General features: G+C 71.4%; 24 protein-coding genes and 1 pseudogene. 15 read left to right on the top strand and 10 right to left on the bottom strand.

Annotated elements, in window-relative coordinates:
• Nucleotides 1-192 precede the first annotated feature (192 nt).
• Both pucL and AC061S_RS01830 read left to right on the top strand, forming a co-directional pair.
• Complete coding sequence (gene pucL / locus AC061S_RS01835) at nucleotides 193-1,110, top strand: factor-independent urate hydroxylase (protein ID WP_243330865.1); 918 nt, start codon at nucleotides 193-195, stop codon at nucleotides 1,108-1,110.
• Nucleotides 1,111-1,300: 190 nt separating this feature from the next.
• Nucleotides 1,301-1,570, top strand: a pseudogene (locus AC061S_RS01830) (TIGR04222 domain-containing membrane protein); the annotation flags it as partial.
• A gap of 395 nt (nucleotides 1,571-1,965) precedes the next feature.
• Here the strand turns inward: AC061S_RS01830 and AC061S_RS01825 are convergent.
• Nucleotides 1,966-2,433 carry a histidine phosphatase family protein gene (locus tag AC061S_RS01825; RefSeq protein WP_478683999.1) on the bottom strand — a complete coding sequence of 156 codons (468 nt, stop codon included), beginning with the start codon at nucleotides 2,431-2,433 and terminating at the stop codon, nucleotides 1,966-1,968.
• Between the two features lie 121 nt (nucleotides 2,434-2,554).
• Between AC061S_RS01825 and AC061S_RS01820 the strand changes: the two genes are divergently transcribed.
• From AC061S_RS01820 to AC061S_RS01800, 5 genes are all read left to right on the top strand, one after another.
• Nucleotides 2,555-3,841 (top strand): phytase, encoded by a 1,287-nt coding sequence (locus AC061S_RS01820; protein WP_478683998.1) that lies wholly within the window; start codon nucleotides 2,555-2,557, stop codon nucleotides 3,839-3,841.
• A 276-nt stretch (nucleotides 3,842-4,117) separates the two neighbouring features.
• Nucleotides 4,118-4,336, top strand: coding sequence for a CbtB domain-containing protein (locus tag AC061S_RS01815; RefSeq protein WP_356515299.1), 219 nt, complete (start codon nucleotides 4,118-4,120; stop codon nucleotides 4,334-4,336).
• Between the two features lie 30 nt (nucleotides 4,337-4,366).
• Nucleotides 4,367-5,116, top strand: a complete 750-nt coding sequence (locus AC061S_RS01810) for a CbtA family protein (RefSeq protein WP_478683997.1) — start codon at nucleotides 4,367-4,369, stop codon at nucleotides 5,114-5,116.
• Nucleotides 5,117-5,156: 40 nt separating this feature from the next.
• Nucleotides 5,157-5,492 carry a hypothetical protein gene (locus tag AC061S_RS01805; RefSeq protein WP_478683996.1) on the top strand — a complete coding sequence of 112 codons (336 nt, stop codon included), beginning with the start codon at nucleotides 5,157-5,159 and terminating at the stop codon, nucleotides 5,490-5,492.
• A gap of 169 nt (nucleotides 5,493-5,661) precedes the next feature.
• Nucleotides 5,662-7,302, top strand: a complete 1,641-nt coding sequence (locus AC061S_RS01800; protein ID WP_478683995.1) for an IS200/IS605 family accessory protein TnpB-related protein — start codon at nucleotides 5,662-5,664, stop codon at nucleotides 7,300-7,302.
• Between the two features lie 131 nt (nucleotides 7,303-7,433).
• On the opposite strand, the gene AC061S_RS01795 is transcribed toward AC061S_RS01800, so the two are convergent.
• Nucleotides 7,434-8,072 carry a TetR/AcrR family transcriptional regulator gene (locus AC061S_RS01795; protein WP_478683994.1) on the bottom strand — a complete coding sequence of 213 codons (639 nt, stop codon included), beginning with the start codon at nucleotides 8,070-8,072 and terminating at the stop codon, nucleotides 7,434-7,436.
• A 159-nt stretch (nucleotides 8,073-8,231) separates the two neighbouring features.
• On the opposite strand from AC061S_RS01795, the gene AC061S_RS01790 reads away from it, so the two are divergent.
• On the top strand, nucleotides 8,232-9,161 hold the full coding sequence (locus tag AC061S_RS01790) for an alpha/beta fold hydrolase (protein ID WP_478683993.1): 930 nt from the start codon (nucleotides 8,232-8,234) through the stop codon (nucleotides 9,159-9,161).
• 12 nt (nucleotides 9,162-9,173) lie between these two features.
• Here AC061S_RS01790 and AC061S_RS01785 read toward each other — a convergent pair whose 3' ends face one another.
• Nucleotides 9,174-10,166: a GlxA family transcriptional regulator gene (locus AC061S_RS01785; RefSeq protein WP_478684090.1), complete on the bottom strand. Its 993-nt coding sequence runs from the start codon at nucleotides 10,164-10,166 to the stop codon at nucleotides 9,174-9,176.
• A 218-nt stretch (nucleotides 10,167-10,384) separates the two neighbouring features.
• Here AC061S_RS01785 and AC061S_RS01780 point away from each other — a divergent pair, with 218 nt between their 5' ends.
• Both AC061S_RS01780 and AC061S_RS01775 read left to right on the top strand, forming a co-directional pair.
• Nucleotides 10,385-11,011, top strand: coding sequence for a TetR/AcrR family transcriptional regulator (locus AC061S_RS01780; protein WP_478683992.1), 627 nt, complete (start codon nucleotides 10,385-10,387; stop codon nucleotides 11,009-11,011).
• Between the two features lie 12 nt (nucleotides 11,012-11,023).
• Nucleotides 11,024-11,596 carry a GNAT family N-acetyltransferase gene (locus tag AC061S_RS01775; protein ID WP_478683991.1) on the top strand — a complete coding sequence of 191 codons (573 nt, stop codon included), beginning with the start codon at nucleotides 11,024-11,026 and terminating at the stop codon, nucleotides 11,594-11,596.
• A gap of 45 nt (nucleotides 11,597-11,641) precedes the next feature.
• On the opposite strand, the gene AC061S_RS01770 is transcribed toward AC061S_RS01775, so the two are convergent.
• The gene (locus tag AC061S_RS01770) at nucleotides 11,642-12,508 is read right to left on the bottom strand and encodes an alpha/beta fold hydrolase (RefSeq protein WP_478683990.1); all 867 of its coding nucleotides are present in this window, start codon (nucleotides 12,506-12,508) and stop codon (nucleotides 11,642-11,644) included.
• Between the two features lie 158 nt (nucleotides 12,509-12,666).
• Here AC061S_RS01770 and AC061S_RS01765 point away from each other — a divergent pair, with 158 nt between their 5' ends.
• Nucleotides 12,667-13,509: a helix-turn-helix transcriptional regulator gene (locus AC061S_RS01765; protein WP_478683989.1), complete on the top strand. Its 843-nt coding sequence runs from the start codon at nucleotides 12,667-12,669 to the stop codon at nucleotides 13,507-13,509.
• 108 nt (nucleotides 13,510-13,617) lie between these two features.
• Entirely contained in the window at nucleotides 13,618-15,447 is a 1,830-nt protein-coding gene (locus tag AC061S_RS01760; RefSeq protein ID WP_478683988.1) for an alkyl/aryl-sulfatase, read from the top strand.
• A 97-nt stretch (nucleotides 15,448-15,544) separates the two neighbouring features.
• On the opposite strand, the gene AC061S_RS01755 is transcribed toward AC061S_RS01760, so the two are convergent.
• Together AC061S_RS01755 and AC061S_RS01750 are read right to left on the bottom strand one after the other, a co-directional pair.
• Nucleotides 15,545-16,084, bottom strand: coding sequence for a GtrA domain-containing protein (locus AC061S_RS01755; RefSeq protein WP_478683987.1), 540 nt, complete (start codon nucleotides 16,082-16,084; stop codon nucleotides 15,545-15,547).
• 162 nt (nucleotides 16,085-16,246) lie between these two features.
• Nucleotides 16,247-16,624, bottom strand: a complete 378-nt coding sequence (locus AC061S_RS01750) for a DUF6223 family protein (protein ID WP_478683986.1) — start codon at nucleotides 16,622-16,624, stop codon at nucleotides 16,247-16,249.
• A gap of 196 nt (nucleotides 16,625-16,820) precedes the next feature.
• Here AC061S_RS01750 and AC061S_RS01745 point away from each other — a divergent pair, with 196 nt between their 5' ends.
• The 3 genes from AC061S_RS01745 to AC061S_RS01735 all read left to right on the top strand — a co-directional run bounded on the left by AC061S_RS01745 (nucleotide 16,821) and on the right by AC061S_RS01735 (nucleotide 21,552).
• On the top strand, nucleotides 16,821-17,948 hold the full coding sequence (locus AC061S_RS01745) for a sensor histidine kinase (protein WP_478683985.1): 1,128 nt from the start codon (nucleotides 16,821-16,823) through the stop codon (nucleotides 17,946-17,948).
• Entirely contained in the window at nucleotides 17,945-18,640 is a 696-nt protein-coding gene (locus tag AC061S_RS01740) for a response regulator (RefSeq protein ID WP_478683984.1), read from the top strand. Before AC061S_RS01745 ends, AC061S_RS01740 begins: the two co-directional genes overlap by 4 nt.
• Nucleotides 18,641-18,801: 161 nt before the next feature.
• Nucleotides 18,802-21,552: a PKD domain-containing protein gene (locus AC061S_RS01735; protein WP_478683983.1), complete on the top strand. Its 2,751-nt coding sequence runs from the start codon at nucleotides 18,802-18,804 to the stop codon at nucleotides 21,550-21,552.
• 73 nt (nucleotides 21,553-21,625) lie between these two features.
• On the opposite strand, the gene AC061S_RS01730 is transcribed toward AC061S_RS01735, so the two are convergent.
• The 4 genes from AC061S_RS01730 to AC061S_RS01715 form a co-directional block, all read right to left on the bottom strand.
• The gene (locus tag AC061S_RS01730; protein WP_478683982.1) at nucleotides 21,626-22,249 is read right to left on the bottom strand and encodes a helix-turn-helix transcriptional regulator; all 624 of its coding nucleotides are present in this window, start codon (nucleotides 22,247-22,249) and stop codon (nucleotides 21,626-21,628) included.
• A gap of 363 nt (nucleotides 22,250-22,612) precedes the next feature.
• Entirely contained in the window at nucleotides 22,613-22,924 is a 312-nt protein-coding gene (locus AC061S_RS01725) for a hypothetical protein (protein WP_478683981.1), read from the bottom strand.
• The gene (locus AC061S_RS01720) at nucleotides 22,854-23,207 is read right to left on the bottom strand and encodes a hypothetical protein (RefSeq protein WP_478684089.1); all 354 of its coding nucleotides are present in this window, start codon (nucleotides 23,205-23,207) and stop codon (nucleotides 22,854-22,856) included. The genes AC061S_RS01725 and AC061S_RS01720 overlap by 71 nt, the downstream gene beginning before the upstream one ends.
• The gene (locus AC061S_RS01715) at nucleotides 23,141-23,515 is read right to left on the bottom strand and encodes a hypothetical protein (protein ID WP_478684092.1); all 375 of its coding nucleotides are present in this window, start codon (nucleotides 23,513-23,515) and stop codon (nucleotides 23,141-23,143) included. Before AC061S_RS01715 ends, AC061S_RS01720 begins: the two co-directional genes overlap by 67 nt.
• Nucleotides 23,516-23,521 lie beyond the last annotated feature (6 nt).

Genomic DNA, 23,521 nt, shown 5'->3' with positions numbered 1-23,521 from the left:
CGAACGGCATGTGAACGTGCTGGAATCAACAGGCACCTACGGACCGGGATGCACGTCAGTCCCGGGGCGGTCCACGCGAGGAATCGGCGTGACCGAACGGCGGGGGGCGGGCTGCGCGTCCGCCGGACGCCGGGCGTACGGGATCCAGACGACCGGACTCCGTGTTCCCGAGTACCCGAAGGAAGACAGCGCATGAGCAAGCACATCCTCGCCCAGAACCAGTACGGCAAGGCCGAGAACCGCATCGTCAAGGTCACCCGCAAGGGCAGCGACGGTTCCTGGCACGAGATCCGCGACCTCAACGTCTCCGTCGCGCTGCGGGGCGAGTTCCGCGACGTCCACCTCACCGGTGACAACGCCAACTGCCTGCCCACGGACACCACCAAGAACACGGTGTACGCCTTCTCCAAGGAGCACGGCGTCGCCTCCCCCGAGGCGTTCGGCATCCTGCTCGCCAAGCACTTCGTCTCCTCCCAGGCCCCGATCCGCGAGGCGCAGATCCGCGTCGAGGAGTACGCCTGGGAGCGGATCCCGGTCCCCACGCGCAAGGAGCAGCACTCCTTCGCCCTCAAGGGCACCGAGGTGCGCACCGCGCAGATCACGTACAGCGAGACCACCGGCCTCCAGGTGATCTCGGGTCTGAAGGACCTGACCGTGATGAACTCGACCAACTCCGAGTTCCACGGCTTCATCAAGGACAAGTACACGACGCTGCAGGAGGCGTACGACCGCATCCTGGCGACCAAGGTCACCGCGCGCTGGGCGCACTCGGCGCTCGCCGCCGACGACGCCGAGTACGACTGGGACCAGTCGTACAAGAAGGTCCGCAAGAACATGCTGGAAGCCTTCGCGGAGACCTACTCGTACTCCCTGCAGCAGACCCTGAACCAGATGGCCGAGCGCGTGCTCGACAACTGCCCCAAGGTCAACGAGGTGCGCCTCAACCTCCCCAACAAGCACCACTTCCTCGTCGACCTGGAGCCCTTCGGCCTCAAGAACGACAACGAGGTCTACTTCGCGGCCGACCGCATGTACGGCCTCATCGAGGGCACCGTGCACCGCGACGGCGTGCAGCCGGTCATCGCGACGAGCGACTGGATCGTGGCCTAACGCCCGCTCCACCCCTGGAAGTTCGGCCCGGACCGCGTCGCGGGGTCCGGGCCGTTCCGCGTTCCCGGCCCGACCCCCTTCGCCATGAAGCTCACGTGTTGCTCTGAGATGGCGGGAAGAGGGTTGGGCGCTGCGCTGTCAGGTGACACTGCCGACAGGTGAAGTGGGCCGAAGCGGGGGCGGGTCTGGTATGGGGTGGGTGTTCCGGTGGATCGTGAGGGGCTCGGGCGAGACGCGGACTCTGGATGTGTATGACGTCGCGTTCCTGGCGGGCGGGGCGCGGCGGGTGGTGGACAGCGCGGTCATCGCGTTGAACCGGCGCGGGCTGCTCGTGGTGCACGCCTCGCAGGTGCGTACGGTGGACGGGGAGCTGCCCGGGCATGCGGTCGAGCGTGCCGTGTTCGCGTTCTGCGGGCGCACCATGAGCATCAACGCCGTACGCGCCGGCCTGCAACGCTCCCGGGAGGTCGAGGAGATCGGCCGTGGGCTGGCCACTTGGGGCCTGGTGGAGGGCGCGGACCGTCACGTGACCCGTGCGGGTCGGCGACACCTCCAGCAGGCCGAGCGCGACCCGCGCATGCCGGCGTACGTCTTCGTCGAAAGCGCCACGCTCCGGGAGGGGACGGTGCGACGCCCGGTCGGCCCCCGCAGGCGGCTCCACCCCGTCCCGGCCCGACTCCGAGGCGCAGCGGCCGGGGCCCGACGTCGGGGCGCAGGTTCCCGCGCATGGACGCCGACCCCGGTCCCGGCCCGCATGCGGGCACACATTACGACGGTGGCGGGAGCGGGGGCGGTGGCGGTGGCGGTGGCGGAGGAGGAGGAGGAGGAGGCGGCGGCGGTGAGTGAGCCGGTGGGTCAGGCCCTGCCCGGCGGATCCTCCGGCCGGCCCACGAGGAGGTTCCAGCGGCCGGCGCGGCCCGTCAGGGTCGTCACGGACTCCGGCCGCACGTCGAGCCGCCAGAAGGCCGCCGCGGGCAGCTCCAGGGCCCACACCACGGCCGCCCGTACGACGCCCTGCCCGACCACCACCCGGTGCGTGCCCGGCGCCAGCGCGCCCAGGTGCGCGCCGACCCGCGTGATCAGCGCCTCCACCGACTCACCGCCGCCCGGAGGCGCGTACGAGGTGTCGCTCATCCACCGCCGCAGCCCGTCGGGATCCTCCCCGGCCACGTCCTCCATGGCCCGCCCGGCCCAGACGCCGTGATCCTGGCCGCGCAGCCCCTCGTGCCCCGGGCACGGGTCCCCGTAAGGGAATCGGTGCAGGCGCGCCGCTTCGTCCAACGGTGGTGTCACGAGCCGTACTCGTGCGACGGTGGGATGCACCGTCTGATTGTCCCGGGGTTTCGCATCGCGTTCAACCGTCGGCCACCTGTCGGGCGCGGACATGACAAGCGACCCGGCGAGCGTCTTTCCTTCAGGGCAAAACCCTTGCAAAGGAAGAACATTGACCCTACGTTCGGCCGCCCGCGCCTCCGCACTCGTGCTCTGCACCGCACTCGCCGCGTCCGTCGCGCTCCCGGCGCAAGCCTCCTCGATCAGCGGCATCCGGCCCCGGGCCGAGACCGCGCCGCTGTACGACGACGAGGCCGGCGGCGACGCCAACGCCGATGACCCGTCGATCTGGCGCAACGCCGCCGACCCGGGCCGCAGCCTGGTGATCGCAACCGCCAAGCAGGGCGGTCTGCGGGTCTACGACCTGGAGGCCCGGCAGGTGCAGTCGCTGCCCGCCCCGGCTGGACCGGGCGCCGACGACGCACCCGGCCGCTTCAACAACGTCGACCTGGTCAACGGCCTGCGCCTGGGCGCCGGGCGCGCCGATGTCGCGGTGGTCAGCGACCGGGGCAACGACCGCCTGCGGATCTACCGGATCGACCGCGACCGCCCCGGCGGCCCGCTCACCGACGTCACCGACCCGGCGGCGCGCCCGGTCTTCTCCGCAGACCAGGCCGAGATCAACGAGCAGAAGACCGCGTACGGCCTGGCCACCTGGACGGACCGGAAGACCGGCCGGTCCTACGCGGTGGTCAGCCAGCGCAACCGCACCCGGATCGCCCTGCTGGAGCTGGTCGCCACCCCCGCCGGCACGGTCGACTACCGCCAGGTGCGCACGCTCGACCTGCCGTCCTCCTTCCGCCTGCCGAACGGCGCCGCCTGGACGCCCTGCGCCGAGCCGGGCGAGCTGCCGCAGGTCGAGGGCATGGTCGTCGACCCCGCGGACGGCACCCTGTACGCGGGGCAGGAGGACGTCGGGATCTGGCGCATCGACGCGGGCCTCACCGGCACGCCGAAGCTGATCGACAAGGTGCGCGAGTACGGAGTGCCCGGCACCTACGACGAGGAGACCGAGGAGTGCGCGCCCGGCGCCGATCCCGGCTACGGCGGCAAGCGGCTGAAGGCCGACGTCGAAGGCCTGACCCTGGTCACCGAAGCCGACGGCGACGGCTACCTGCTCGCCTCCAGCCAGGGCGACGACACCTTCGTCGCCTATGACCGCGAGCGCGACGACCGCAACGAGTTCGAGGGTGCCTTCCGCATCACCGCGGCCTCCGCCACCCTCGACGGCTCCGAGGTCTGCGACGGCGCCGCCGCCCTCAACGCCCCCCTCGGCACGCGCTACCCGCGCGGCCTGCTCGTCGTCCAGGACGGCCGGGAAACCCCCGGTGACGGCGACCGCGAGGCGACCGGCTTCAAGTTCGTCGACCTGGGCGAGGTGCTCGACGCCATCGACTGATGCCGTCGACTGATGCCGTCGACTGGCGCCGCCGACGGGCGCCATCGACTGGCGGGACGACGGTGAGACGGAGCCCTCCTGAGACGACCCTGTAAGGCCGCCATAAAGAGCGGTACGGTGGCGGACGACAAGACGACGGTATGACGGAAGTCCGGTTGAGAATCCGGCACGGTCGCGCCACTGTGAATCCTCCCGGAGGGGGAGGAAAGTCAGACCCGCCACCGTCGTCGCAAGCACCACTGACCGGGACGCGTGTTCCCTCTGGAGGTTCCTGCCATGGCCGACTCCGCCGTGCCCACGACTGCCGCCCCGCTGGCCGTCGCACCCATCTCGCTCTCCACCCTGGCCCCTTGGGCGCTGTTCGCCGGCGTCCTGATGCTGGTCCTGCTCTACCTCGTCGGCGCCGAGCAGGGCGCCACCGCGATCTTCGAAGGCGACACCGTGCACGAGTGGATGCACGACGGCCGCCACCTCCTCGGCTTCCCCTGCCACTGATCCACCGATCCGCAAGGGACCGAAAACTTCATGAACCCCATTTCCCCCCGCGTGCTCCTCGTCCGGGGCATGCTCGCCGGCCTGCTCGCCGGAGTCGCCGCGTTCTTCGTCGCGTACTTCCTCGGTGAATCCCAGGTCGACGCGGCGATCGCCATCGAGGAAGCCGGAGCCCACGACCACGGCGGCGAGGCCGCCCCGGTCAGCCGGGCCCTCCAGGCCACGGCCGGGCTGGGCACCGGAACCCTGCTCTACGGGATCGCGCTCGGTGGCATCGCCGCGCTCGTCTACTGCTACGCCCTGGGCCGGATCGGCCGCTTCGGCCCCCGGGCCACCGCGCTGCTCGTCTCCGGCGGGCTGTTCGTCACCGTCACCCTGGTGCCGTTCTTCAAGTACCCCGCCAACCCGCCGGCCGTCGGGGACCCCGAGACCTCGGCCCAGCGGACCACCCTCTACGTCCTGATGCTCGCGCTCGGCCTGCTGCTCGCGGCGGCCGCGCTGATCCTGGGCCGGCGCCTCGCGCCGCGCCTGGGCAACTGGAACGCCTCGGTCACCGCCTCGCTCGCCTTCGTGGCGGCCGTCGGCATCGCGTACGCGTTCCTGCCCGGCATCAACGAGGTGCCGACGGGCTTCCCGGCGGCGCTCGTCTGGCAGTTCCGGCTCGCCTCGCTCGCCATCCAGGCAGCGATGTGGACCACTTTCGGCCTGGCTTTCGGATTTCTTGCCGAACGGGCCCTTGTCCCGGCCCGGACACCCAAGGAGGCTGTACAGCCTGCGAGTTGACGTCTTGCGTGCAAGTGACTGAGAGGCTGGTGGCGGCGCGGTGACGACGGCGACCCGAGGGCTCGGGGACCACCGAAGACCCAAAGAGCGCCGGGAGGGGCCGCGCCGGCCACACCGCCCGTACGGGCAGCAGTGGCGGGAACTGCGGGAGTGGCGGGGCTGGACGGGCGCAGCCCCGTTCTGGCTCAACTCCGTGATCCTGCTGCTGAGCCCCTTCATCACCGTCACCCTGCTCGCGCAGGTCGGCATCATCGCGGGCCTGACCGCCATCGGCGGCCTGGCCCGCCACCTCTGGTCGGGTGACTACGGCCATGCGGCCATCCACACCGCCGCCGTACTGATGGGTGCGGCGGCGGTGGCGGTCGTGGTGGTGTGACGAGGGGCCGGGCGGGGGTGGGGAACTGCTGGTTCTTTGGCCCACTCTTGTGAGTGATGGTCTATTTGGGTGACTGTCGTTACGGTCGTCTGTATGGATCTCAAGGAGTCGGCGAGGGCACGTGGTGTACGTGCCCAAGGTGTGCATCGCTGGTTCCGTGAGGGCAGTGATGGCTGATCCGGTCAAGAGGCTGCGTGCGATCGCTCCCTCGTTTGTGGCGCTCGGTCCGTCGGGTGTGGCGGTACGCGACCGCCTCAAGCGCCTGTGTGCCGAGGACGAGAGGGTTCTGCGGCTGGTCGGCGCGCACCAGGGCGCCCTGGCTTCCAGCGACCTCAAGCAGCGGTGCGCGGACGGCCCCGACCATTCCACCGATACGTGGGCGGCCCGTAAGCGGGGGCTGACGGGGGAGTCGTCGTCGCGGATCGCCGGAGCGATCACCAAGGCCAGCCACAATCAGTGGGCACTCGCCCGCCGTTGCCAGGCCGCGCACATCCAGAAGCTCGACGCCGGCATCCGCACACTGCGCCACCGCCTGGCCCTACCGATCGGGGAGAAGGGCACCAAGCGGGCCGCGGGCGGCTACCGCTCCAAGACCGAGTGGTTCAACAAGTCCCGCCGTCTCGTCGCCCTGGAGGCCCGCCATGAAGCCGCTCTCACGGACTGGCGGGCGGGTCGGGTCCGGGTGGTCCGGGGTGGGAAGCGGCTGGCGAACACCCGGCACAACCTGGACAAGGCTCAGCTCAGCGAGGAGCAGTGGCGTGCCCGCTGGGAAGCCGCACGCTGGTTTCTCGCCGCTGATGGCGAGTCCGGGAAGCGGTTCGGGAACGAGACGATCCGTGTCAGCCCTGACGGTGAAGTCAGTATCAAGCTCCCGGCCCGGCTCGCCCACCTGGCCAACGCCAGGCATGGCCGGTACGTCCTCGCCTGCCGGATCGCCTTCGCCCACCGGGGCGCGGAATGGGCCGAGCGCATCGAAGCGAACCGAGCCGTCGCCTACCGCATCCACCTAGACGTCACACGAGACCGCTGGTACCTGACCGCAGCTTGGCAACACCCCATCGTCCAGACCGTGCCCCTCGCCACCGCCCGCGCGAATGGCATGATCGGCGTCGACATCAATGCTGGCCACTTCGCCGCCTACCGGCTCGACCCGCACGGCAACCCCGTCGGCGAGCCGCACTGCTTCCCCTACGACCTGTCCGGCACCGCTGATCACCGAGATGCGCAGATCCGCCATGCCATCACGAAGCTGCTGCACTGGGCGAAAGGTGTCGGCGTCAAGTCCGTAGCGATCGAAGACCTCGACTTCACCGCTGAGAAGACCCGCGAGAAGCACGGCCGGAGGAAACGGTTCCGGCAGCTCATCTCCGGCATCCCGACCGGCAAGATCAAAGCCCGGCTCGCATCGATGGCCGCTGAGCAGGGACTGTCGATCGTGGCGGTCGACCCGGCCTACACCTCCAAGTGGGGAGGCCAGCACTGGCAGAAACCGCTGGTCACCCCCCGCCGCAAGATGTCTCGTCACGATGCCGCTGGTATCGCGATCGGACGACGCGCCCTCGGACACCCGATCCGGCGTCGGACGGCACCGCCCCCACACGACCGGAGTGATCGTGTGGGGCATCGGACCGTCCAGGCCGGACCAGGCACCCGGGGGCGTGACGGAAACCGCCCACCCACCACGGACCGGCTTCATGGAGAGCCGACGCCGGGCGGGAAGAGAAAGCGGGGACCCAGTGCATCCAAAACCGTTCGGGATGCGCCCAGTACGCACCAGTGGGTCCAAGATTCACTCCTGCACACTGGCTAGGAACGGTCATCTGCAACGACGTGGCCTGGCGAAGGACGTCTCCGGGTACGAGCGGGCGGTGGCCGCGGACCGCGCCGCGCAGCCCCTGACGGCCGGCATGCCGTCGAACATCACCCCGTGCGCCTTCTACCTCACGACGGGGGAGCGTCGGTTCCGGGACTCCGTGTGCCCGTCCTGAAGATCCGGTCCAGGTGGTGGCGCAGCACCGCGACGGCGGACTCGGGGCCCCGTTGGCCGACCAGGATGCTGGTGCCCATGGTCGCCGCCATGGCGAGCAGGCTGATCGCCTCCGTGCGCGCGTCGGCGTCCGGGTCGGCCAGGCCGGCTTCCTGGGCCCGGCCGATCAGCCCGGCCACCGCGTTCTCGGCGGCGTCGGGGTTGTCGATGAAGGGCTGGGCGGCGAGCGCCTCGTCGGTCACGGACAGGATCGAGTAGGAGCTGTAGAGGAGGTGGAAGGTGCGGCTCTCCTCGTCGGTCGGCAGGGAGGCCAGCAGCAGCGCCTCGATGGTGGTGCGCGGGCCGGGATCGGGGCCGGCGGCGGCGAGGCGGGCGGCCACCCGCGCGGTGAAGCGGTCGGTCAGGTGCTGGAGCCCGTAGAAGAGCAGCTTCTCCTTGGTCTGGAAGTAGTACTGGACGAGGCGCAGGGAGACCCCCGCCTCGGCGGCCACGTCGCGCATGCCGACCGCGTGCAGCCCGCGCCGTCCGGCGACGCGGATGAGTGCCTCGGCGATCTGGGTGCGCCGTTCCTCGTGGTCCACGCGTTTCGGCATGTTCTGGTGTCTCCGCCCGTCGGTGCCCGTCGGTGATGATCCCACGGCTCGTTTTCATGGTACCGTCGTATCAACATCATGGTACGGTCGTATCACGAAGAACGGATCCTCGATCCTCCAGGAGGTGCCCCCGTGCCCGAGACCCCTACACCTGAGAGCGTGCCCCGTGTACGCCGCGACATCGGCCGCTACGTGAGCGACGAGCTGCGCGACCGCTACTTCGCCGCCTGCGACGCCCTCTACGCGCTGGGCTCCCCCGCCCGCTCGGAGACGGACGTGGAGACGAGCTTCGGGACCACGCACGTCTACCGGTACGGCCCCGCGGACCCGGCGGCGGAGGCCCGTACGCCCGTCGTCCTGATCCACGGCTCGGGCGGCTGCTCGGCCCAGTGGTACCCCAACACCGCGGCCCTCAGCGCCGATCGGCCCGTCTACGCCCTCGACACGCCCGGCGATCCGGGCCGCAGCGTCCAGCGCGAGCCGATGTGGCAGCCCGAGCGCGCGGCCCAGTGGATGGACGAGGCCCTCGACGCGCTCGGCCTGGACCGGGTCCACCTGGTCGGCTCCTCCTACGGCGGCTGGCTGGTCATCAACCAGGCGCACCTGCGCCCCGGCCGGCTAGCCTCGGTCACCGCCCTGGACCCGGGCGGCCTGGAGAAGGTGGGCCTGCGCTTCTTCGTGTGGATCTTCGCCAGCCTCTTCGCGACCTACGCCCCCAAGGCGCTGCGGCCCCGCCTGGCCAAGTGGCTGGAGCAGCCGGTCCTGGTCGTCCCCGAACTGCGCGCGATGATCCAGGCGAGCGTCCGCGCCTTCCGGATCCGGCGGCCCGCCCCACTGCCGCTGTCGGACGCGGAACTGGGCACGATCCGGACGCCGTTCTACCTGATCATGGGCAAGCGGAGCCTGCTCGTGCACCCGAAGCGCCAGCTGGAGCGGGTGCCGCGGGTGATCCCCGGCGCCCGCGCCGAGATCGTCTCCGCGACCGGGCACGGCCCGCAGATCGACCACCCCGAGTTGGTCAACGCCCGGATGCTCAGCTTCATGGAGGACGTCGACTCCCTCGACCCGGCCGCGCGCGGGGCCGCGTAGCAAGGTGCCGGCTCAGCCCGCGGCGGTCCGGAAGCGGAGCCGGTACTCCGTCGGCGTGGTGCCGAGCGTGCGGCGGAACGCCCGGACGAGGGTGTCGGCGGTGCCGAACCCGCAGGTGGAGGCGATGCGTTCGAGCGTGGCATCCGTGGCTTCGAGCCGGTTGCGCGCCAGCTCCACGCGGGCCGACTCGATGTAGGCGGCCGGGGTCATGCCCAGCTCGGACTTGAAGATCCGCGCCAACTGCCGCTCGCTGACGTGCGCGTACGCGGCGATGTCGGCCAGGCTGAGCCGGTCGCCGAGGTGCCGCCCGATGAAGTGCCGCAGGTCCTCGCCGCGCCGCGTCGCCGAGACGGGCTCCAGCGGGACGCTGAACTGGCTCTGCCCGCTCGGCCGCTTCAGGTACATCACGAGCTGCCGGGCCACGCGCAGGGCGACGGCCTCGCCGAAGTCCTCGGCCACCAGGGCGAGCGAGAGGTCCAGGCAGGCGCTGATCCCGGCGCCGGTCCACACCTCGCCCTCCCGGATGAAGACCGGGTCGGCGTCCACCTCGACCGCCGGGTGGTCGGCGGCGAGCTGCTCCGCGGTGGACCAGTGGGTGGTGGCCCGCTTGCCGTCGAGCAGCCCGGCCGCGGCCAGCAGGTGCGCCCCCACGCAGACGGAGGCCACCCGGCGCGTGCGCGCGGCGAGCGTCCGCACCCAGTCGACGACCTCCGGGTCGGTGAGGGCGCGGACGCGGCGCTCGGCGTCCAGCTCGACGGCGCCGGGCACCAGGAGCGTGTCGATGCTCCGCGCGGCGGCCTCGTGGAAGGTCAGGTCCGGCAGGATGCGCACCCCGGCCGAGGTGGTGACGGGGTCGAGCGTCCGCGCGGCCAGGGCGACCCGGTATCCGGCCGCGTCGTCCGTCTCCCGCGGGACCAGGGAGAACACCTCCGGAGGCCCGGTGACGTCCAGCAGGTCCACGCCCTCGAAGAGCACGATCACGATCAGCCGCTCGACGGGCCCCAGGGGCGCGGAATCGAGGTCCAACCGGTGTCCACAGGTCTCCATGACGTCTCCATGGCGGCTCCATCGCGTCTCCGTGGGCACTCCCCGCCGACGCTTACGGGCAGATGTTTGCAACGCTAACACAACCCGTAATCGATGATTACGAATTTCCATGATGTCTTGTCGCTGCAAGCCCTGACCCCCAGGTCGGATCTGTTAGCGCTGCTACCATCGGAGCCATGTCAACGGCTCGAGAGCGCATTCTGGAAGCCACCGCGGAGCTGCTCGCCACCAAGGACGCGGCGGTGATCTCCACCCGGGCCATCTGCGACCGGGCCAAGGTCGGCATGCCGGAGATCTACCGCCAGTTCGGCGACAAGGAGGGGCTCCTCACCGCGGTGGCCGACCTCGGCTTCGAGCGCTTCCTCGCCAACAAGAGGCGCAATCCGCAGACCGGCGATCCGGTGGCGGACCTGCGCACGGCCTGGGACAGCCACGTGGCGTTCGCGCTCGGCAACCCCCACCTCTACCGGCTGATGTTCACCCCGGCGGGAGCGGCCAAGCCGCAGGCCATCGGGGAGGCGCAGGCCCTGCTCCTGACGGCCGTGGAGCGGTGCCGCGCCGCCGGGCGGCTGCGGACGACCCCGGCGCTGGCCGGCCGGTCGATCCTCTCCGCGAACGTGGGCGTATGCCTGATGGCGCTGTCCTTCCCCGAGTCGTTCGGGGGCCTGGACATCTCGCAGGCGGTGCGCGACGCGGTGATCGGCAAGGTCACCGGCGACGAGCGGGAGGACACGAGGATCGGCGCCGCGACCGTCCTCGCCCAGGCCCTGGTCGACACCCTCACGGGATCGACCCCGCCGTGACATCGTGGGGGGATGGCCATTGAAGTTCGCCCGGCTTCGGTCTTCGAGGACGTCCGTACCCTGGTCGGCCCGAAGTCACCCGGGGCCAACGTCTGCTGGTGCCTGAGCTACCGGATCCCGTCCAAGCTCAACAACGAGCTCCGTGGACCGGACCGCGGTGAGTACGTCGCCGGACTGTGCCGGGCCGGGACCCCTCCGGGAGTGCTCGCCTACGACGGTGACGAGCCGGTCGGCTGGGCCGCCGTGGCACCGCGCTCGGACACCTCCTTCGCACACAGTCGCAAGATCCCGCACGTCGACGACCTGCCGGTCTGGTCGCTGTGGTGCATCCGGGTGCGCCCCGGCCATCGTAAGAAGGGGGTCTCGCACGCCCTCATCGCCGGTGCGGTCGAGTTCGCCCGGTCCCACGGAGCGCCGGCGGTCGAGGCGTACCCGCTCGACAACGAGGGTGCCAAGGTCGACCTGACGATGGCGTACGCCGGGATCCGGAAGAACTTCGAGCGTGCCGGGTTCACCCACGCTGCCGACACCACCTCGGTGCTGGCCGGTCATCCCCGCGTCCTGATGCGGCTCGACCTGCGCTGAGCGGCGCTGAGCCGCGCTGAGCGGCGCGCCCGGATCGCGGCGGTCCTACGCCCGGCCCGCGCGGGTGAACCGGCTGACCAGCTCGACGAACTCGTCCTCCTTCTCGAAGAACGCCACGTGCCCGGCCTCGATCTCGGCGTACGTGCTGTGCGCGATCGCGGCGTGCAGTTCACGGCTGTTCTCCACCGGGACGGTGATGTCCAGGGTGGCCCCGATGACGAGCGTCTCGGCCTCGATGAACGGCAGCAGGCCGCGGATGTCGACGCGGGTGTCGAGGTCCACGTGGCGCAGGGTGCCAGGGGTGGGCGGCATGTTCGGGATCAGGAGCTCCACCTGCTCGCGGCCGATCGCGTTGAGGAAGCCCCGGCTGAAGCCCGTCATGGCGACGGAGCGGCCGAAGGCGGCCGGGTCGGAGGCGCCGAGCTGCTTCCAGAGGGTGAAGAGGTTGCGCAGGTACTCGTCCCCGTCGGTGTGGGCCCAGCCGGCGACCAGGATCAGCCGGCGCACGAGGTCGGGGCGGAACGCCGCGACGGCGGCGGACACCGGCGCGCCCATGGAGAAGCCGAGCAGGTCCACCGGCCCGGTGCCCGCGTCCTCGATGACGGCGATGACCTGCGCGGCCAGCCCCTCCACGGTCAGCGGGCCCCCGTCGTCCGTGGTGCGGTCGCTGCCGGAGAGGTCGGGGGTGATCACCGTGTGGTCGCCGGTGAAACGGGGCAGGGTCTGCCCCCAGTTGACGGCGGAGCCGCCCGAGCCGGTGCCGTGGACGAGGACGAGCACGGGGCCCGTGCCGGTGCGGTCGTAGGAGACCTCGGCGTCGGCGACGCGCACGGTGGCGCTCACAGTGGTGGTCGCGGTGGCGCTCACGGTCGTGGTCACGGTGGCTCCGGCGGCGGTGACGGTCGTGGACATGGCTGCTCCTCCTGGTGCGTCGGGCGCCGGGGGCGTCTCCCCTCCGGCTCCGCCCACACTGCCGCCGCGCCGCCGGGGACGGGAGAGCCCCCTCGAACCTGGGACCGCCGATCCCTGGATGCGCCGCGGGACGCGCCGCGCCGGACCGGTCCGGCAGGATGATCCACATGACGATCGACCGCCCTGAACTGGCCGACTTCCTCCGCCGCTCGCGCGAGCGACTGAGCCCCGAGGACGCGGGCCTCACCGCCGGGCCGCGGCGGCGCACCCCCGGGCTGCGGCGTGAGGAAGTGGCCCGGCTCGCGGGCATGTCGGCCGACTACTACATCCGGCTGGAGCAGGCCCGCGGCCCGCAGCCCTCACCGCAGATACTGTCCGCGCTCGCCCGCGCCCTGCGCCTCGGCGACGACGCGCGCGACCACCTCCACCTGCTCGCCGGGCACCGCCCGCCCGCCGCCCGGACCGCCGGCGGCGACCAGGTCAGCGCGGGCCTGCTGCACCTGCTGGACGCGTTGCCCGGAACTCCGGCGCAGGTCCTGAGCGACCTGGGCGACGTACTGGCCCAGAACGAGATGGCCCGCAACCTGCTGGGCGGCGTGTGCACGGTGTCCGAGCACGGCCGCAACGTCGTCTGGCGCTGGTTCGCGGACCCGGCCGCGCGGGACGCGTACCCGGCCGGGGAGCACGAGCAGTACAGCCGCCTCCACGTGGCGGACCTGCGGGCGGCCGTCGGACGGCGCTCCTCGGACCCGGCCGCCACCCGTCTGGTGGAACGCCTGCGGGAGGCCAGCGAGGAGTTCGCCGCCCTGTGGGAACTCCACGAGGTCGCCGTCCGCCGCCACAGCCGCATGCGGGTGATCCACCCGGTCGTCGGCCCCGTGGACCTCGACTGCCAGGTGCTGCTCGCCCCGGAGGGCGACCAGCGCCTCCTGCTCCTGACGCCCCCGCCCGGCACGGACACGGCCGACCGGCTGGTCCTCCTCCGGGTCGCCGCGCCGTAGAGCCGTCCGCAGGGGGTGGTGCAGACCGTCCCAAAATGCACCCAACCGGGTCTGATGTTGAGATGAGGCGATGTCCGGCGTCGACACCCCCGCAGAATGGAGCCAGAGATGGCCACCCTCCCCTTTGAGACCCTCCCCTTTGAGGACGTGACCGACTTCGAGAACGCCGACCGCGGATTCATCGGCGCGCTCGTGCCCGCCGTGGTCAAGGGTGCCGAAGGCCGCACCGTATGGGACAACGACGCGTACGGCTTCCTGAAGGCCGAGTGCCCGGACACCGCGAACCCCAGCCTGTGGCGGCAGGCGCAGCTCACCGCCAAACAGGGTCTGTACGAGGTCGCCGACGGCGTCTACCAGGTACGGGGGCTCGACCTCTCGAACATGACCCTCGTCGAGGGAGACCGCGGGGTCATCGTCATCGACCCGCTCATATCCGCCGAGACCGCCGCCGCCGCGCTCGCGCTGTACCGCGAGCACCGGGGGGACCGCCCGGTCACCGGCATGATCTACACGCACTCGCACGGCGACCACTTCGGCGGCGCCCGCGGCGTGCTCCCGCGCGGGGCGGAGGAGGGCGTGCCGATCCTCGCCCCCGAGGGCTTCCTGGAGCACGCGGTCAGCGAGAACGTCTACGCCGGCAACGCCATGACCCGCCGCGCCGTCTTCATGTACGGGGACCGGCTGCCCAAGGCCCCCGACGGCCAGATCGGCGCCGGTCTGGGCATGACCACCTCCACCGGCACCATCACCCTCATCCCGCCCACCGTGGACATCACCTCCACCGGGCAGGAGGAGACGCTCGACGGCGTACGGATCGTCTTCCAGCTCACCCCGGGCACCGAGGCGCCGGCCGAGATGAACTTCCTCTTCCCGGACAAGCGGGCGCTGTGCCTGGCGGAGAACGCCACGCACAACATGCACAACATCCTGACGCTGCGCGGCGCCGTCGTCCGCGACTCCCGCATCTGGTCGCGCTACCTCGACGAGGCCATCGACTACTTCGGCGACGGCTACGACGTGGCCTTCGCCTCCCACCACTGGCCCACCTGGGGCCGGGAGAACGTCGTCGCGTTCCTCTCCGCCCAGCGCGACCTTTACGCGTACATGCACGACCAGACCCTGCGCCTGCTCAACGCCGGCCTCACGGGGCCCGAGATCGCCGAGGAACTGCAGCTGCCGCCCGCCCTGGAGAACTCCTGGCACGCGCGCGGCTATTACGGCTCCCTCTCCCACAACGTCAAGGCGATCTACCAGCGTTACCTCGGCTGGTTCAACGGCAACGCCGCGACCCTGTGGGAACACCCGCCCGTCGAACTCGCCCAGCGCTACGTCGACTCCATGGGCGGCCCCGAGGAGACCCTGACGAAGGCCCGCGCCTACGCCGACTCCGGCGACCTCCGCTTCGCGGCCACCCTCCTCAACCACCTGGTCTTCGCCGAGCCCGGCCGTACGGACGCCAAGGAGACCCTCGCCGGGGTCTACGACCGGCTCGGCCACGGCGCGGAGAACGGCACCTGGCGCAACTTCTACCTGACCTCCGCCATGGAACTGCGCCAGGGCGAGAACGCGGCCCTGCTCGACACCGCCAACCCCGAGATGGCGATGGCCCTGACCACCGACATGCTCCTCGACTCGATCGCCGTCCGGATCGACGGCCCCCGGGCCTGGGACGAGGACCTCACCATCGACCTGGTCCTCACCGACGAGGACCGCCGCCACCGCCTCACCCTGCACAACGGCGCCCTCACCCACCGGACCGTCACCGACCCCCGCACCCCGGCGGGCCTGACCCTCACGCTCACCAAGCCCCAGCTCCTGGCCGTCCTGGCGGGCCAGGCCCCGGACAGCATCTCCACCTCGGGATCCCCGGCGCTCCTCAGCCGCCTGTTCTCCTACGTGACGAAGCCCGACCCGGCCTTCCCGATCGTCACGCCCTGAGGCCCAGGCGCCCTGACGCCCGACCGCTCGTCCGGCCCCCCGCAGGCAGCAGTTACGCGGGGGGCCGGACGGCTGCCCGACCGGCCGCGGTACGGGTTCAGGCCGCGCGGCAGAGGTCCGCGGGGCCGGCCGGGGCCGACGCGCGGGCCACGGTGGCGGGGACGGGGACGGGACGGGCGGTACGGATGCCGGCGGCCGCGCTCTTCGAGCGGTTCTGTGCGAAGACGACCAGGCGCAGCACGGCGAACCGGGCGACGCCGGTGAGCGCGGAGGCGGTCAGGTAGACGATCTGCTCGCGCGCGGCGCTGGGCGAGGTCTCCAGCTGCCGCAGGACGAGTACCGCCGCGCAGGTCACCGCGTACGCGGCCACCGCGGATCCCGCCGACTGCGCGTGCTGGCGCCGACTCGCGCGTCCGCCCGCGCCGAAGGTGAAGCGGGCGTGCAGCTCGGTGGCGAGAACCGTGGACACCGCGGTGATCAGGGCGTTGGCCAGGGCCCAGGGAATCCAGGAGGCGAGGGCCGCGACGGCGAAGCTGGAGGCGATCCCGACCCCGCCGCCGCAGACCACGAAGCGGGCGAAGGCGGTGAGGGCGCCGGATGCCGCCTGCTTCCGGCTCCGGCTCTGCACTGTCTCCATGATCCGACCCCTCCGCTGGTGACCTGTGGAACGCACGTGTGCCGTGCGCTTCGGGCTGCGGGCCGCGGGGCGCACTGGCGTGGTGTCATGATGGCACACGTATGGCACCACTGCGAGTCATTAATGGCGCCACGTGTGGAGCCGGTGGCGCCGCGGCGGCCGTCAGCGCGAGGTGCGGGATCGGGCCCGGGCCCGGGCCCGGGCAAGCCCGCCGAGGCCCGTGCCGGCCAGGCCGAGCAGCAGGGCCACGTAGGCACCGCCCAGCCCGTTGCCGGTGCCGAGACCACCGTCGGCGGTCGCCGCGACCAGCCCGCCGAGGGCCGTGGCGATCAGCCCCGCCGCCATGGCCGTCACGGCCCCGAGCGAACCGTTCGCGGTGCCGAAGCGACCGGCGGGGCGGGTCAGCGCCAGCACGGCGATCACCACGGCGGCCAGCCCCAACAGCCCGCCGGTGGTGGCTCCGAGCCTCCCGATACCGAAGTCGGTGACACCGGCGGCGAGCGGCTGGACCGAGGCGTGCGCCAGGCTGCGAGCGGACATCGGAGTGCTCCTTCTCTTCCCACGACTGGATGTGCTTCGAGCATGTCGGCCCGGCCCCGGCAGGTCGTCCCGCAGGCGCGGACACTTCGCGCTACCACGGACGCGGCAGGCGCCGCCGGGCTACTGCGCGCGTGGTAGCCGCCCGCTCGTCCGCGAGCGGGATCCGCCCGCTGCGGCCCCGGGCTACGGTGCGCGCATGGACAAAGGACGGTTCCGCGTTCGGGCCGGTGTCAGGGACTGGCTGATCGCCGTAGGCGTGGCGGCCGCCCTGCTGGCCACCGGTCTGTCGGGGCAGCACCCCGCCACGGGCCCCGGCCTGCTCGGCTACATGCTGCTGCCGGCCGGCGGCCTGGCGCTGGCCGCGGGCCGCCGGGCGCCGGTCGCCGTCCTCGCCGTCACCGGGCTCTGCGCGGTGGGCTACCAGGCGGCGGGCTTCGACGTGGCCGCCGTCGCGTTCCTCTTCGCGGTGTACGCGGCCGTGCGGGCGGGACACCGCACCGTCACGGTGGCGGCGAGCGTGGCCGTCCTCGCCTCCCTCCCCGTCGCGGCACTCGCCTCGGGCCTGCACGACACGGGCGAGGCGTTCGCGCAGGCCCGGGGCGCCCTCGAAATCGCCTGGCTCATCGCCGCCGGCGCCGCCGGTGAAGCCCTCCGGCAGGCCGAGCAGCGGGCCGACGAAGCCGAACGCACCCGGGAGGAGACCGCGCGGCGCCGCGCCGACGAGGAGCGGCTGCACATCGCGCGGGAGCTGCACGATTCGCTCACCCATCAGATCTCGGTGATCAAGGTGCAGTCCGAAGCCGCCGTCCACGTGGCCCACAAGCGCGGCGAACCGGTCCCGGAGGCCCTGTTGGCCATCCGGGAGGCCGGCCGGGAGGCCTCCCGGGAACTCCGCGCGACCCTGGAGGCCCTGCGCGACGACGACACCACTCCGCCGCACGGCGTCGACCACATCCCCGAACTGGTGGAACGGGCCGGCAAGACCGGTGTGCGGGCGACCCTGACGATCCAAGGCGGGCGGCACGACGTACCGGCCGCGGTGGGCCGCACGCTCTACCGGATCGTCCAGGAGTCCCTCACCAACATCGCCCGCCACGCGGACGCCACCACGGCATCGGTCCGCATCGAGTACCGCCCGGACGCCGTCGCCCTCCAGGTCGACGACGACGGCAAGGCCCGGCCGGACACCACCCCCGTGCCCGGCATCGGACTGCTCGGGATGCGCGAACGCGTCACCGCGCTCGGCGGTCGCCTCCGGGCGGCGCCGCGCGACGGGGGCGGCTTCACCGTCCGGGCCGAACTCCCCGTGGAGCGCGCCTCGTGATCCGTGTCCTGCTCGTCGACGACCAGCCGCTCATCCGCAGCGGATTCCGCGCGTTCCTCGACCTCGAAGACGACATCGAGGTCGTGGCCGAAGCCGCCAACGGCCAGGAAGGCCTCGCGCTCGCCAGGGAGCACCTGCCCGACGTCGCACTCGTCGACATCCAGATGCCGGTCCTCGACGGCATCGAAACGACCCGGCGCATCGCGGCCGACCCGGCGCTGACCGGCGTACACGTCGTCATCCTCACCAACTACGGCCTGGACGAGTACGTCTTCGACGCCCTGTCCGCGGGGGCCGCCGGATTCCTCGTCAAGGACATCGTGCCGGAGGACTTCCTGCACGCCGTCCGCGTGGCCGCGCGCGGCGACGCCCTCCTCGCACCCTCGATCACCCGCAAGCTGATCGACCGGTACGTCACCCAGCCGCTCCCCACCGACACGCGCACGGTGCTGGAGGGCCTGACCGGCCGGGAACGGGAGGCCGTCGCCCTGGTCGCGCACGGCCTGTCCAACGACGAGATCGCGGCGCGCATGGTGATCAGCCCGCTGACCGCGAAGACCCACGTCAACCGGGCCATGACCAAGCTCCGTGCCCGCGACCGCGCCCAGCTCGTGATCCTCGCCTACGAAGCCGGCCTGGTCATCCCGCGCAGCTCGCCACCCGTCACGAACGTGAAAGGCACACTCCGGTAGATCGGGGGTGACAGCAGGCTTACGGCAGTGTGATGATGATCGGAGAACTCTGGGGATCGCATGTGCGCCCGACCGTTGCCAAGGGGGGGACGGCCGAGCAACCGTTGTGCGGCGCCGCGCCCCGGAGACTCCCATCGTGTCTTCTCCGAAGGAATTTGCTCGTGCGTCCTACTCGTGCGACGGTCCTGCTCACCGCGGGCCTCGTCACCCTTCTCGGAACACCGGCCGTTGCCGCTGCCGAGACTCCGGCCAGTCTCTACGTCAACAACGGCGCCAACTCCAACTGCTCGGACACCGGAACCGGTTCCCAGGCGGTCCCGTACTGCACCATCTCGGCGGCGGCGAAAGCCGTCCAGCCGGGCCAGACCGTCCGGATCAAGCCCGCGACGTATGACGAGAACGTCACCATCGACCGCTCCGGTGAGCCGGGCAAGCCGATCACGTTCACCAGCGACACGGACTCCGCGCAGGCGGTGCTGAATTACAAGAGAGGCCTGAAGATCACCGGCGCCTCCCACGTGGTGGTCCGCGGGCTGGAGAGCTGGAGCGGCGTCCAGGTCAGAGCCTCGAAGGATGTCGAGCTGGACCGGCTCCACGCCTCACACCTCACCGAAGCCGGCCTCCTGGTCGGCGAGGGGAGCACAGGCGTGCGAGTCGTCCGCAGCGAACTCACCGATGTCCGCATCGAAGGCGGCACCCGGGGCACCGTGCTAGGTCGCAACACCATCGGCGGCCCGGATGGCACGGCCCTGGACGTGGTGGACGCCCCGGGAACCGTCATCACCAACAACACGTTCACCAGCGCCTGCGGGACGACGGTCTCGGTCGGTGGCACCTCGACCGGTTCCGCACTGTTCAACAATGTGCTCTTCACCACAGCGCTCAGCGGGTGCGAGCCGGTCTACCCGCTCACCGGCATCGCGGTATCGGCGAGCGCGGCGGCGGGTACCCGCGCCGACTACAACTTGGTCACCGGTCCCGAGCTCAAGGCGGTGCCCTACAAGTGGGGCGGCACCACCTATCAGACCCCTGCGGCGTTCACGGCCGCCACGGGGCAGGGCGCGCACGACATCCTGGCCCCGAACTCCAGTGTCGTCGGTCCGAAGGACGGCTCGCCGACCACCGACTCGGGCGACCCGACCGCGCCGGGCGTGCTGCCCGTCGACTACTACGGGAAGGCGACCGCGGACGACCCGCGCGTTGCCAACACCGGCAAGGGCGGCGGGTACATCGACCGCGGTGCGTACGAGACCCAGGATGAGCTGAGCGGCGTCGAGGTCGCCGTCGACCAGCCGTGGGCGCCGGTCGGCACCAAGGTGACGGCGACGGCCACGCCGAGCAGCGCCTGGGGAGACCCGCTGCCGCTCACGTACCGCTTCGACTTCGGTGACGGGACGGACCCGGTCGTCACCCACGAGAACACCGCGGAGCACGTCTTCACCACGCCCGACCGCTACGGCGTGAAGGTGACGGTGACCAACGCCGCCGGCCGGGAGGTCTCGGACACGGAATTGCACAGGGCGAGCGCGGCCAAGGAGCTGGCGGCGGGGTTCTGGGACTCTCCGGTCTTTCCGGACTCGACCAGCCCGGACTGGGTCATCCGTCCTCTGACGTTCAAGTTCAACGCCTATGACATCCAGGCGCCGTGGCCGATCGAGCGCATGGACATCGATTTCGGCGACGGCACCACGGCGCAGAGCCCGGGTGAGCACGTCTTCGAGCACGTGTACAAGGCGCCCGGAATCTACAAGGTGTCGCTCACCGTGAAGGACATCAAGGGCGCGAAGTCCACGGCTAGCCGCGACGTGCGCGTCGAGTACACAACGTCCAACTTCGCTGCCACCGAGCCGTTCCGGCTGCTCGACACCCGTACCACCAAGACGCCCGTCCGGGGCGGTGTCGCCACCCCGGTGGTCATGCCGGCCGGCCGGGTCGTGCCCGGCCACCACCTCTCCGGGGGGATGTCGACGGCGGTCCTCAACGTGACCGTCACCGATGCCACGGAGGACACCCACCTCACCGTCTGGCCTTCTGGTCAGCCGCGTCCGAAGACCTCGAACCTGAACATCCGCGCGGGCTCCACCTCGGCCAACATGGTGACGGTGCCGCTGGGATCGGACGGCAAGGTCCAGGCCCAGCTCAACTCGGGCAAGGCCTCGCTGATCGTGGACTTCGTCGGCTACTACCAGCCGTGGGAAGGGTCGAAGTTCTCCTCGATCGCGCCGAGCCGTCTCGCCGACACGCGCACCTCGGGCGGAGCACTGGGCGGGGGCAAGACCCGCACGGTGAAGATCGCCGGCCTGAAGGGCATCCCGCCCAACGCCAAGGCCGTCGCGCTGAACCTGACCGGTACCGGTGCGACCGCGCCGGCGCACGTCATCGCGTACCCGAACCCGAGCAGGCGTCCGACGACGTCGAACCTGAACGTGGAGCCGGGCAAGGACAAGTCGAACCAGACCATCGTCCCGGTCGGCCCTGACGGCACCATCACCCTCTACACCAACACCGGTTCCACGCACCTGGTCGTGGACGCGGTGGGCTTCTACGGCAAGGACGGCAAGAACAGCTTCACGCCGGTCGTGCCCGAGCGTCTCGCCGACACCCGCGTGACCGGGAAGGTCGCCCCGGGTGCCACGACGACGGTCCCCAACCTGCCGTACAACGCCAGCTCCGCGGTCCTGAACGTCACGGCGACCGACACCACCGGCCCCGGCTTCCTGACCGTGTACGAATTCGGCGCCGCCCGGCCCGGCGCCAGCAGCCTCAACACGCTGCCCGGGTTCACCGTCCCCAACCACGTGATCACCCCGGTCAACGACGCCACCAACAAGGTCAGCATCTTCAACAGTCACGGCGGCGGCAACCACGTGATCACCGACCTCCTCGGCTTCTTCTCCAGCTACGGCGTCTAATCCCCACCCGAACAACCAGGAAGCCCCGGCCACCGCACTGCGCGGCGGCCGGGGCTTCCTCCGTTCGGTCCGCTCAGAGCCAGCCCTGCTGGGCGGCCTTCAGGCCGGCCTCGAAACGGCTGGTCGCGTGGAGGCGTTCCATCAGCGCGAACATCTGTCGCCGTACGGTGCGCAGGGACACCCCGAGACGCTTTCCGGCCGCTTCGTCCGTCATGCCCGAGGCCAGGAGCTTGAGGAGTTCGAGTTCGCCCGCGGTGGGGCCGGAGTCGGTGGGGCGGGCGCGGTCCGCGCCGAGCGGGACGGCGGAGTCCCAGGTCTGCTCGAACAGGGTCAGCAGGGACGCCACGATGCCCGACGCGACGGTGCACAGGGCGCCCAGGCGGGAGTTCGCGGGGTCGATCGGGACGACCGCCACTCTGCGGTCGAAGATCAGCAGGCGGGGCGGCAGCAGGGGACTGGTGCGCACCTGGCCGCCCTCCTCCGTCAGCCACCTCGCGTAGGCGAGCGTCTTGGGATCATTGCGGGCGCTGTCCTGGTAGACGGAGCGCATCTGGATGCCGCGGCCCAGGGCACGCCGGTCGAGCGGGCGTGAGGCCTCCAGGCTGGCCTCGGACACGGCGCCGCCGGGCAGGATCGCCAGGCACTCCCGCGTCAGACCGTGGGCGAGCTCTTCGAGCCGGCTCTGGATGGCGTCCATGCCCACCAGCCGTTCCGCGCCGTCGACTTCGGTGTTCGGGCGGAGCTCCGCGAACTCGGAGACGGCGCGAGCGGCGGCCGCCGCCGGTTGGGGGATTGACGTAGGGGACGTTGATGTCGGCCTCGGTGAGCCGGTCGTCGGGGTGGGTGATCAGGTGTCCGCCGATGTTGAGTTCGGTGTCGACCTCGAAGACCTCTCCCGGTTCGACTTCGGCCTCGAAGGTGTCGCGTGCACTGAGTGCGTACTTGACGTTTTTGTGGGTGATGACCTGGCCGCGGTCGAGCAGGGGTGCGGCGGGCGTTCGTGCTGTCATCGTGCTGCTGCTCCGGAGCGTGGGGAAGGGGGGACGGACGTGCGAGCGGCTCAGCGGGCGGTCGGCCGTGCGGGTGTGAGGGGCCGGCCCAGCCCGTGGGCGGTGGCGATCTCGTATGCGAGAGTCGCCGCGGCGTGGTCCAGCATTGGGAAGCCGGTGGAGATGTAGCAGGTCGTGCCGGTGCTCGCCCGTGGCGCGGCCAGTGCCTGGTGCAGGTAGGTGACCCCGTCCGGCCGCAGCAGGTCGCGCTGCTGCCAGCGCTTGAGGTCGCCGAGGCAGAAGCAGAGCGGGCTACCGACGAGGAAAGAGACAGGGGCCAGGAACGTCGTCGTCGAGCTCGCGGAGGTTGTCGGCGTCGGCACCGACGCTGGCGACGAAGCGCAGACCGTACGTGTCGATGTCGGCGCCGCCGAGCACCGGCCGGCGGGCGTCGGTCGCCAGGACGACGGAGTCGCAGCGTGCGAGCAGTTCCGGGAGCGAGGCGCACGGTACGACGGCGGGCCCCGACTCCAGCCGGTACAGCTCCCGCATCCGCTCGACGGCCCCGGGCGCCGGGTCGAAGGCCGCGCAGCTGTCGATCAGCCCGGCGCGCTGGAAGGCGAGGGCGGTGTAGAACCCGACGCGGCCGGCTCCGACGGTGCCCAGCCGCGGAGCCGGCGCCTCACCGGGGCTGGAGGCCTGCCGGCTCGGATCCCGACGGCTGTGCGCAGGCTCGACGGCGCGGCCACGTCGAGAACGCCCATGACGTAGTGGTCCCGGGGATGGATGAGCAGGCATTTGCCCACGGAGATCCTGTCGGGCACCTCGGTCCGTGCCTCGTTGGTGCCGATCACCTTGACGGTCATCTGCTGCCCGTCGCTGTAGGGCATGACCCTCAGATCGCCGGGGACGCCGTCGAAGTAGAACAGGTCCTTGCCCCCGAAGGACTCCGCGCCGCTGTCGGTCCGCAACACCAGTCA

The sequence above is a fragment of the Streptomyces sp. CA189 genome, from assembly GCF_056428985.1.
The sequence above is the reverse complement of the archived record's forward strand: the minus strand, read 5'-3'. Positions and strand labels throughout refer to the sequence as shown.

Bases quoted from the DNA above. Each gene is read 5' to 3' on its own strand.
- pucL (WP_243330865.1), top strand. From the start codon at position 193: ATGAGCAAGCACATCCTCGCCCAGAACCAGTACGGCAAGGCCGAGAAC.
- AC061S_RS01815 (WP_356515299.1), top strand. From the start codon at position 4,118: ATGGCCGACTCCGCCGTGCCCACGACTGCCGCCCCGCTGGCCGTCGCA.
- AC061S_RS01810 (WP_478683997.1), top strand. From the start codon at position 4,367: ATGAACCCCATTTCCCCCCGCGTGCTCCTCGTCCGGGGCATGCTCGCC.
- AC061S_RS01800 (WP_478683995.1), top strand. From the start codon at position 5,662: ATGGCTGATCCGGTCAAGAGGCTGCGTGCGATCGCTCCCTCGTTTGTG.
- AC061S_RS01795 (WP_478683994.1), bottom strand. From the start codon at position 8,072: ATGCCGAAACGCGTGGACCACGAGGAACGGCGCACCCAGATCGCCGAG.
- AC061S_RS01780 (WP_478683992.1), top strand. From the start codon at position 10,385: ATGTCAACGGCTCGAGAGCGCATTCTGGAAGCCACCGCGGAGCTGCTC.
- AC061S_RS01775 (WP_478683991.1), top strand. From the start codon at position 11,024: ATGGCCATTGAAGTTCGCCCGGCTTCGGTCTTCGAGGACGTCCGTACC.
- AC061S_RS01770 (WP_478683990.1), bottom strand. From the start codon at position 12,508: ATGTCCACGACCGTCACCGCCGCCGGAGCCACCGTGACCACGACCGTG.
- AC061S_RS01765 (WP_478683989.1), top strand. From the start codon at position 12,667: ATGATCCACATGACGATCGACCGCCCTGAACTGGCCGACTTCCTCCGC.
- AC061S_RS01760 (WP_478683988.1), top strand. From the start codon at position 13,618: ATGGCCACCCTCCCCTTTGAGACCCTCCCCTTTGAGGACGTGACCGAC.
- AC061S_RS01755 (WP_478683987.1), bottom strand. From the start codon at position 16,084: ATGGAGACAGTGCAGAGCCGGAGCCGGAAGCAGGCGGCATCCGGCGCC.
- AC061S_RS01750 (WP_478683986.1), bottom strand. From the start codon at position 16,624: ATGTCCGCTCGCAGCCTGGCGCACGCCTCGGTCCAGCCGCTCGCCGCC.
- AC061S_RS01745 (WP_478683985.1), top strand. From the start codon at position 16,821: ATGGACAAAGGACGGTTCCGCGTTCGGGCCGGTGTCAGGGACTGGCTG.
- AC061S_RS01730 (WP_478683982.1), bottom strand. From the start codon at position 22,249: ATGGACGCCATCCAGAGCCGGCTCGAAGAGCTCGCCCACGGTCTGACG.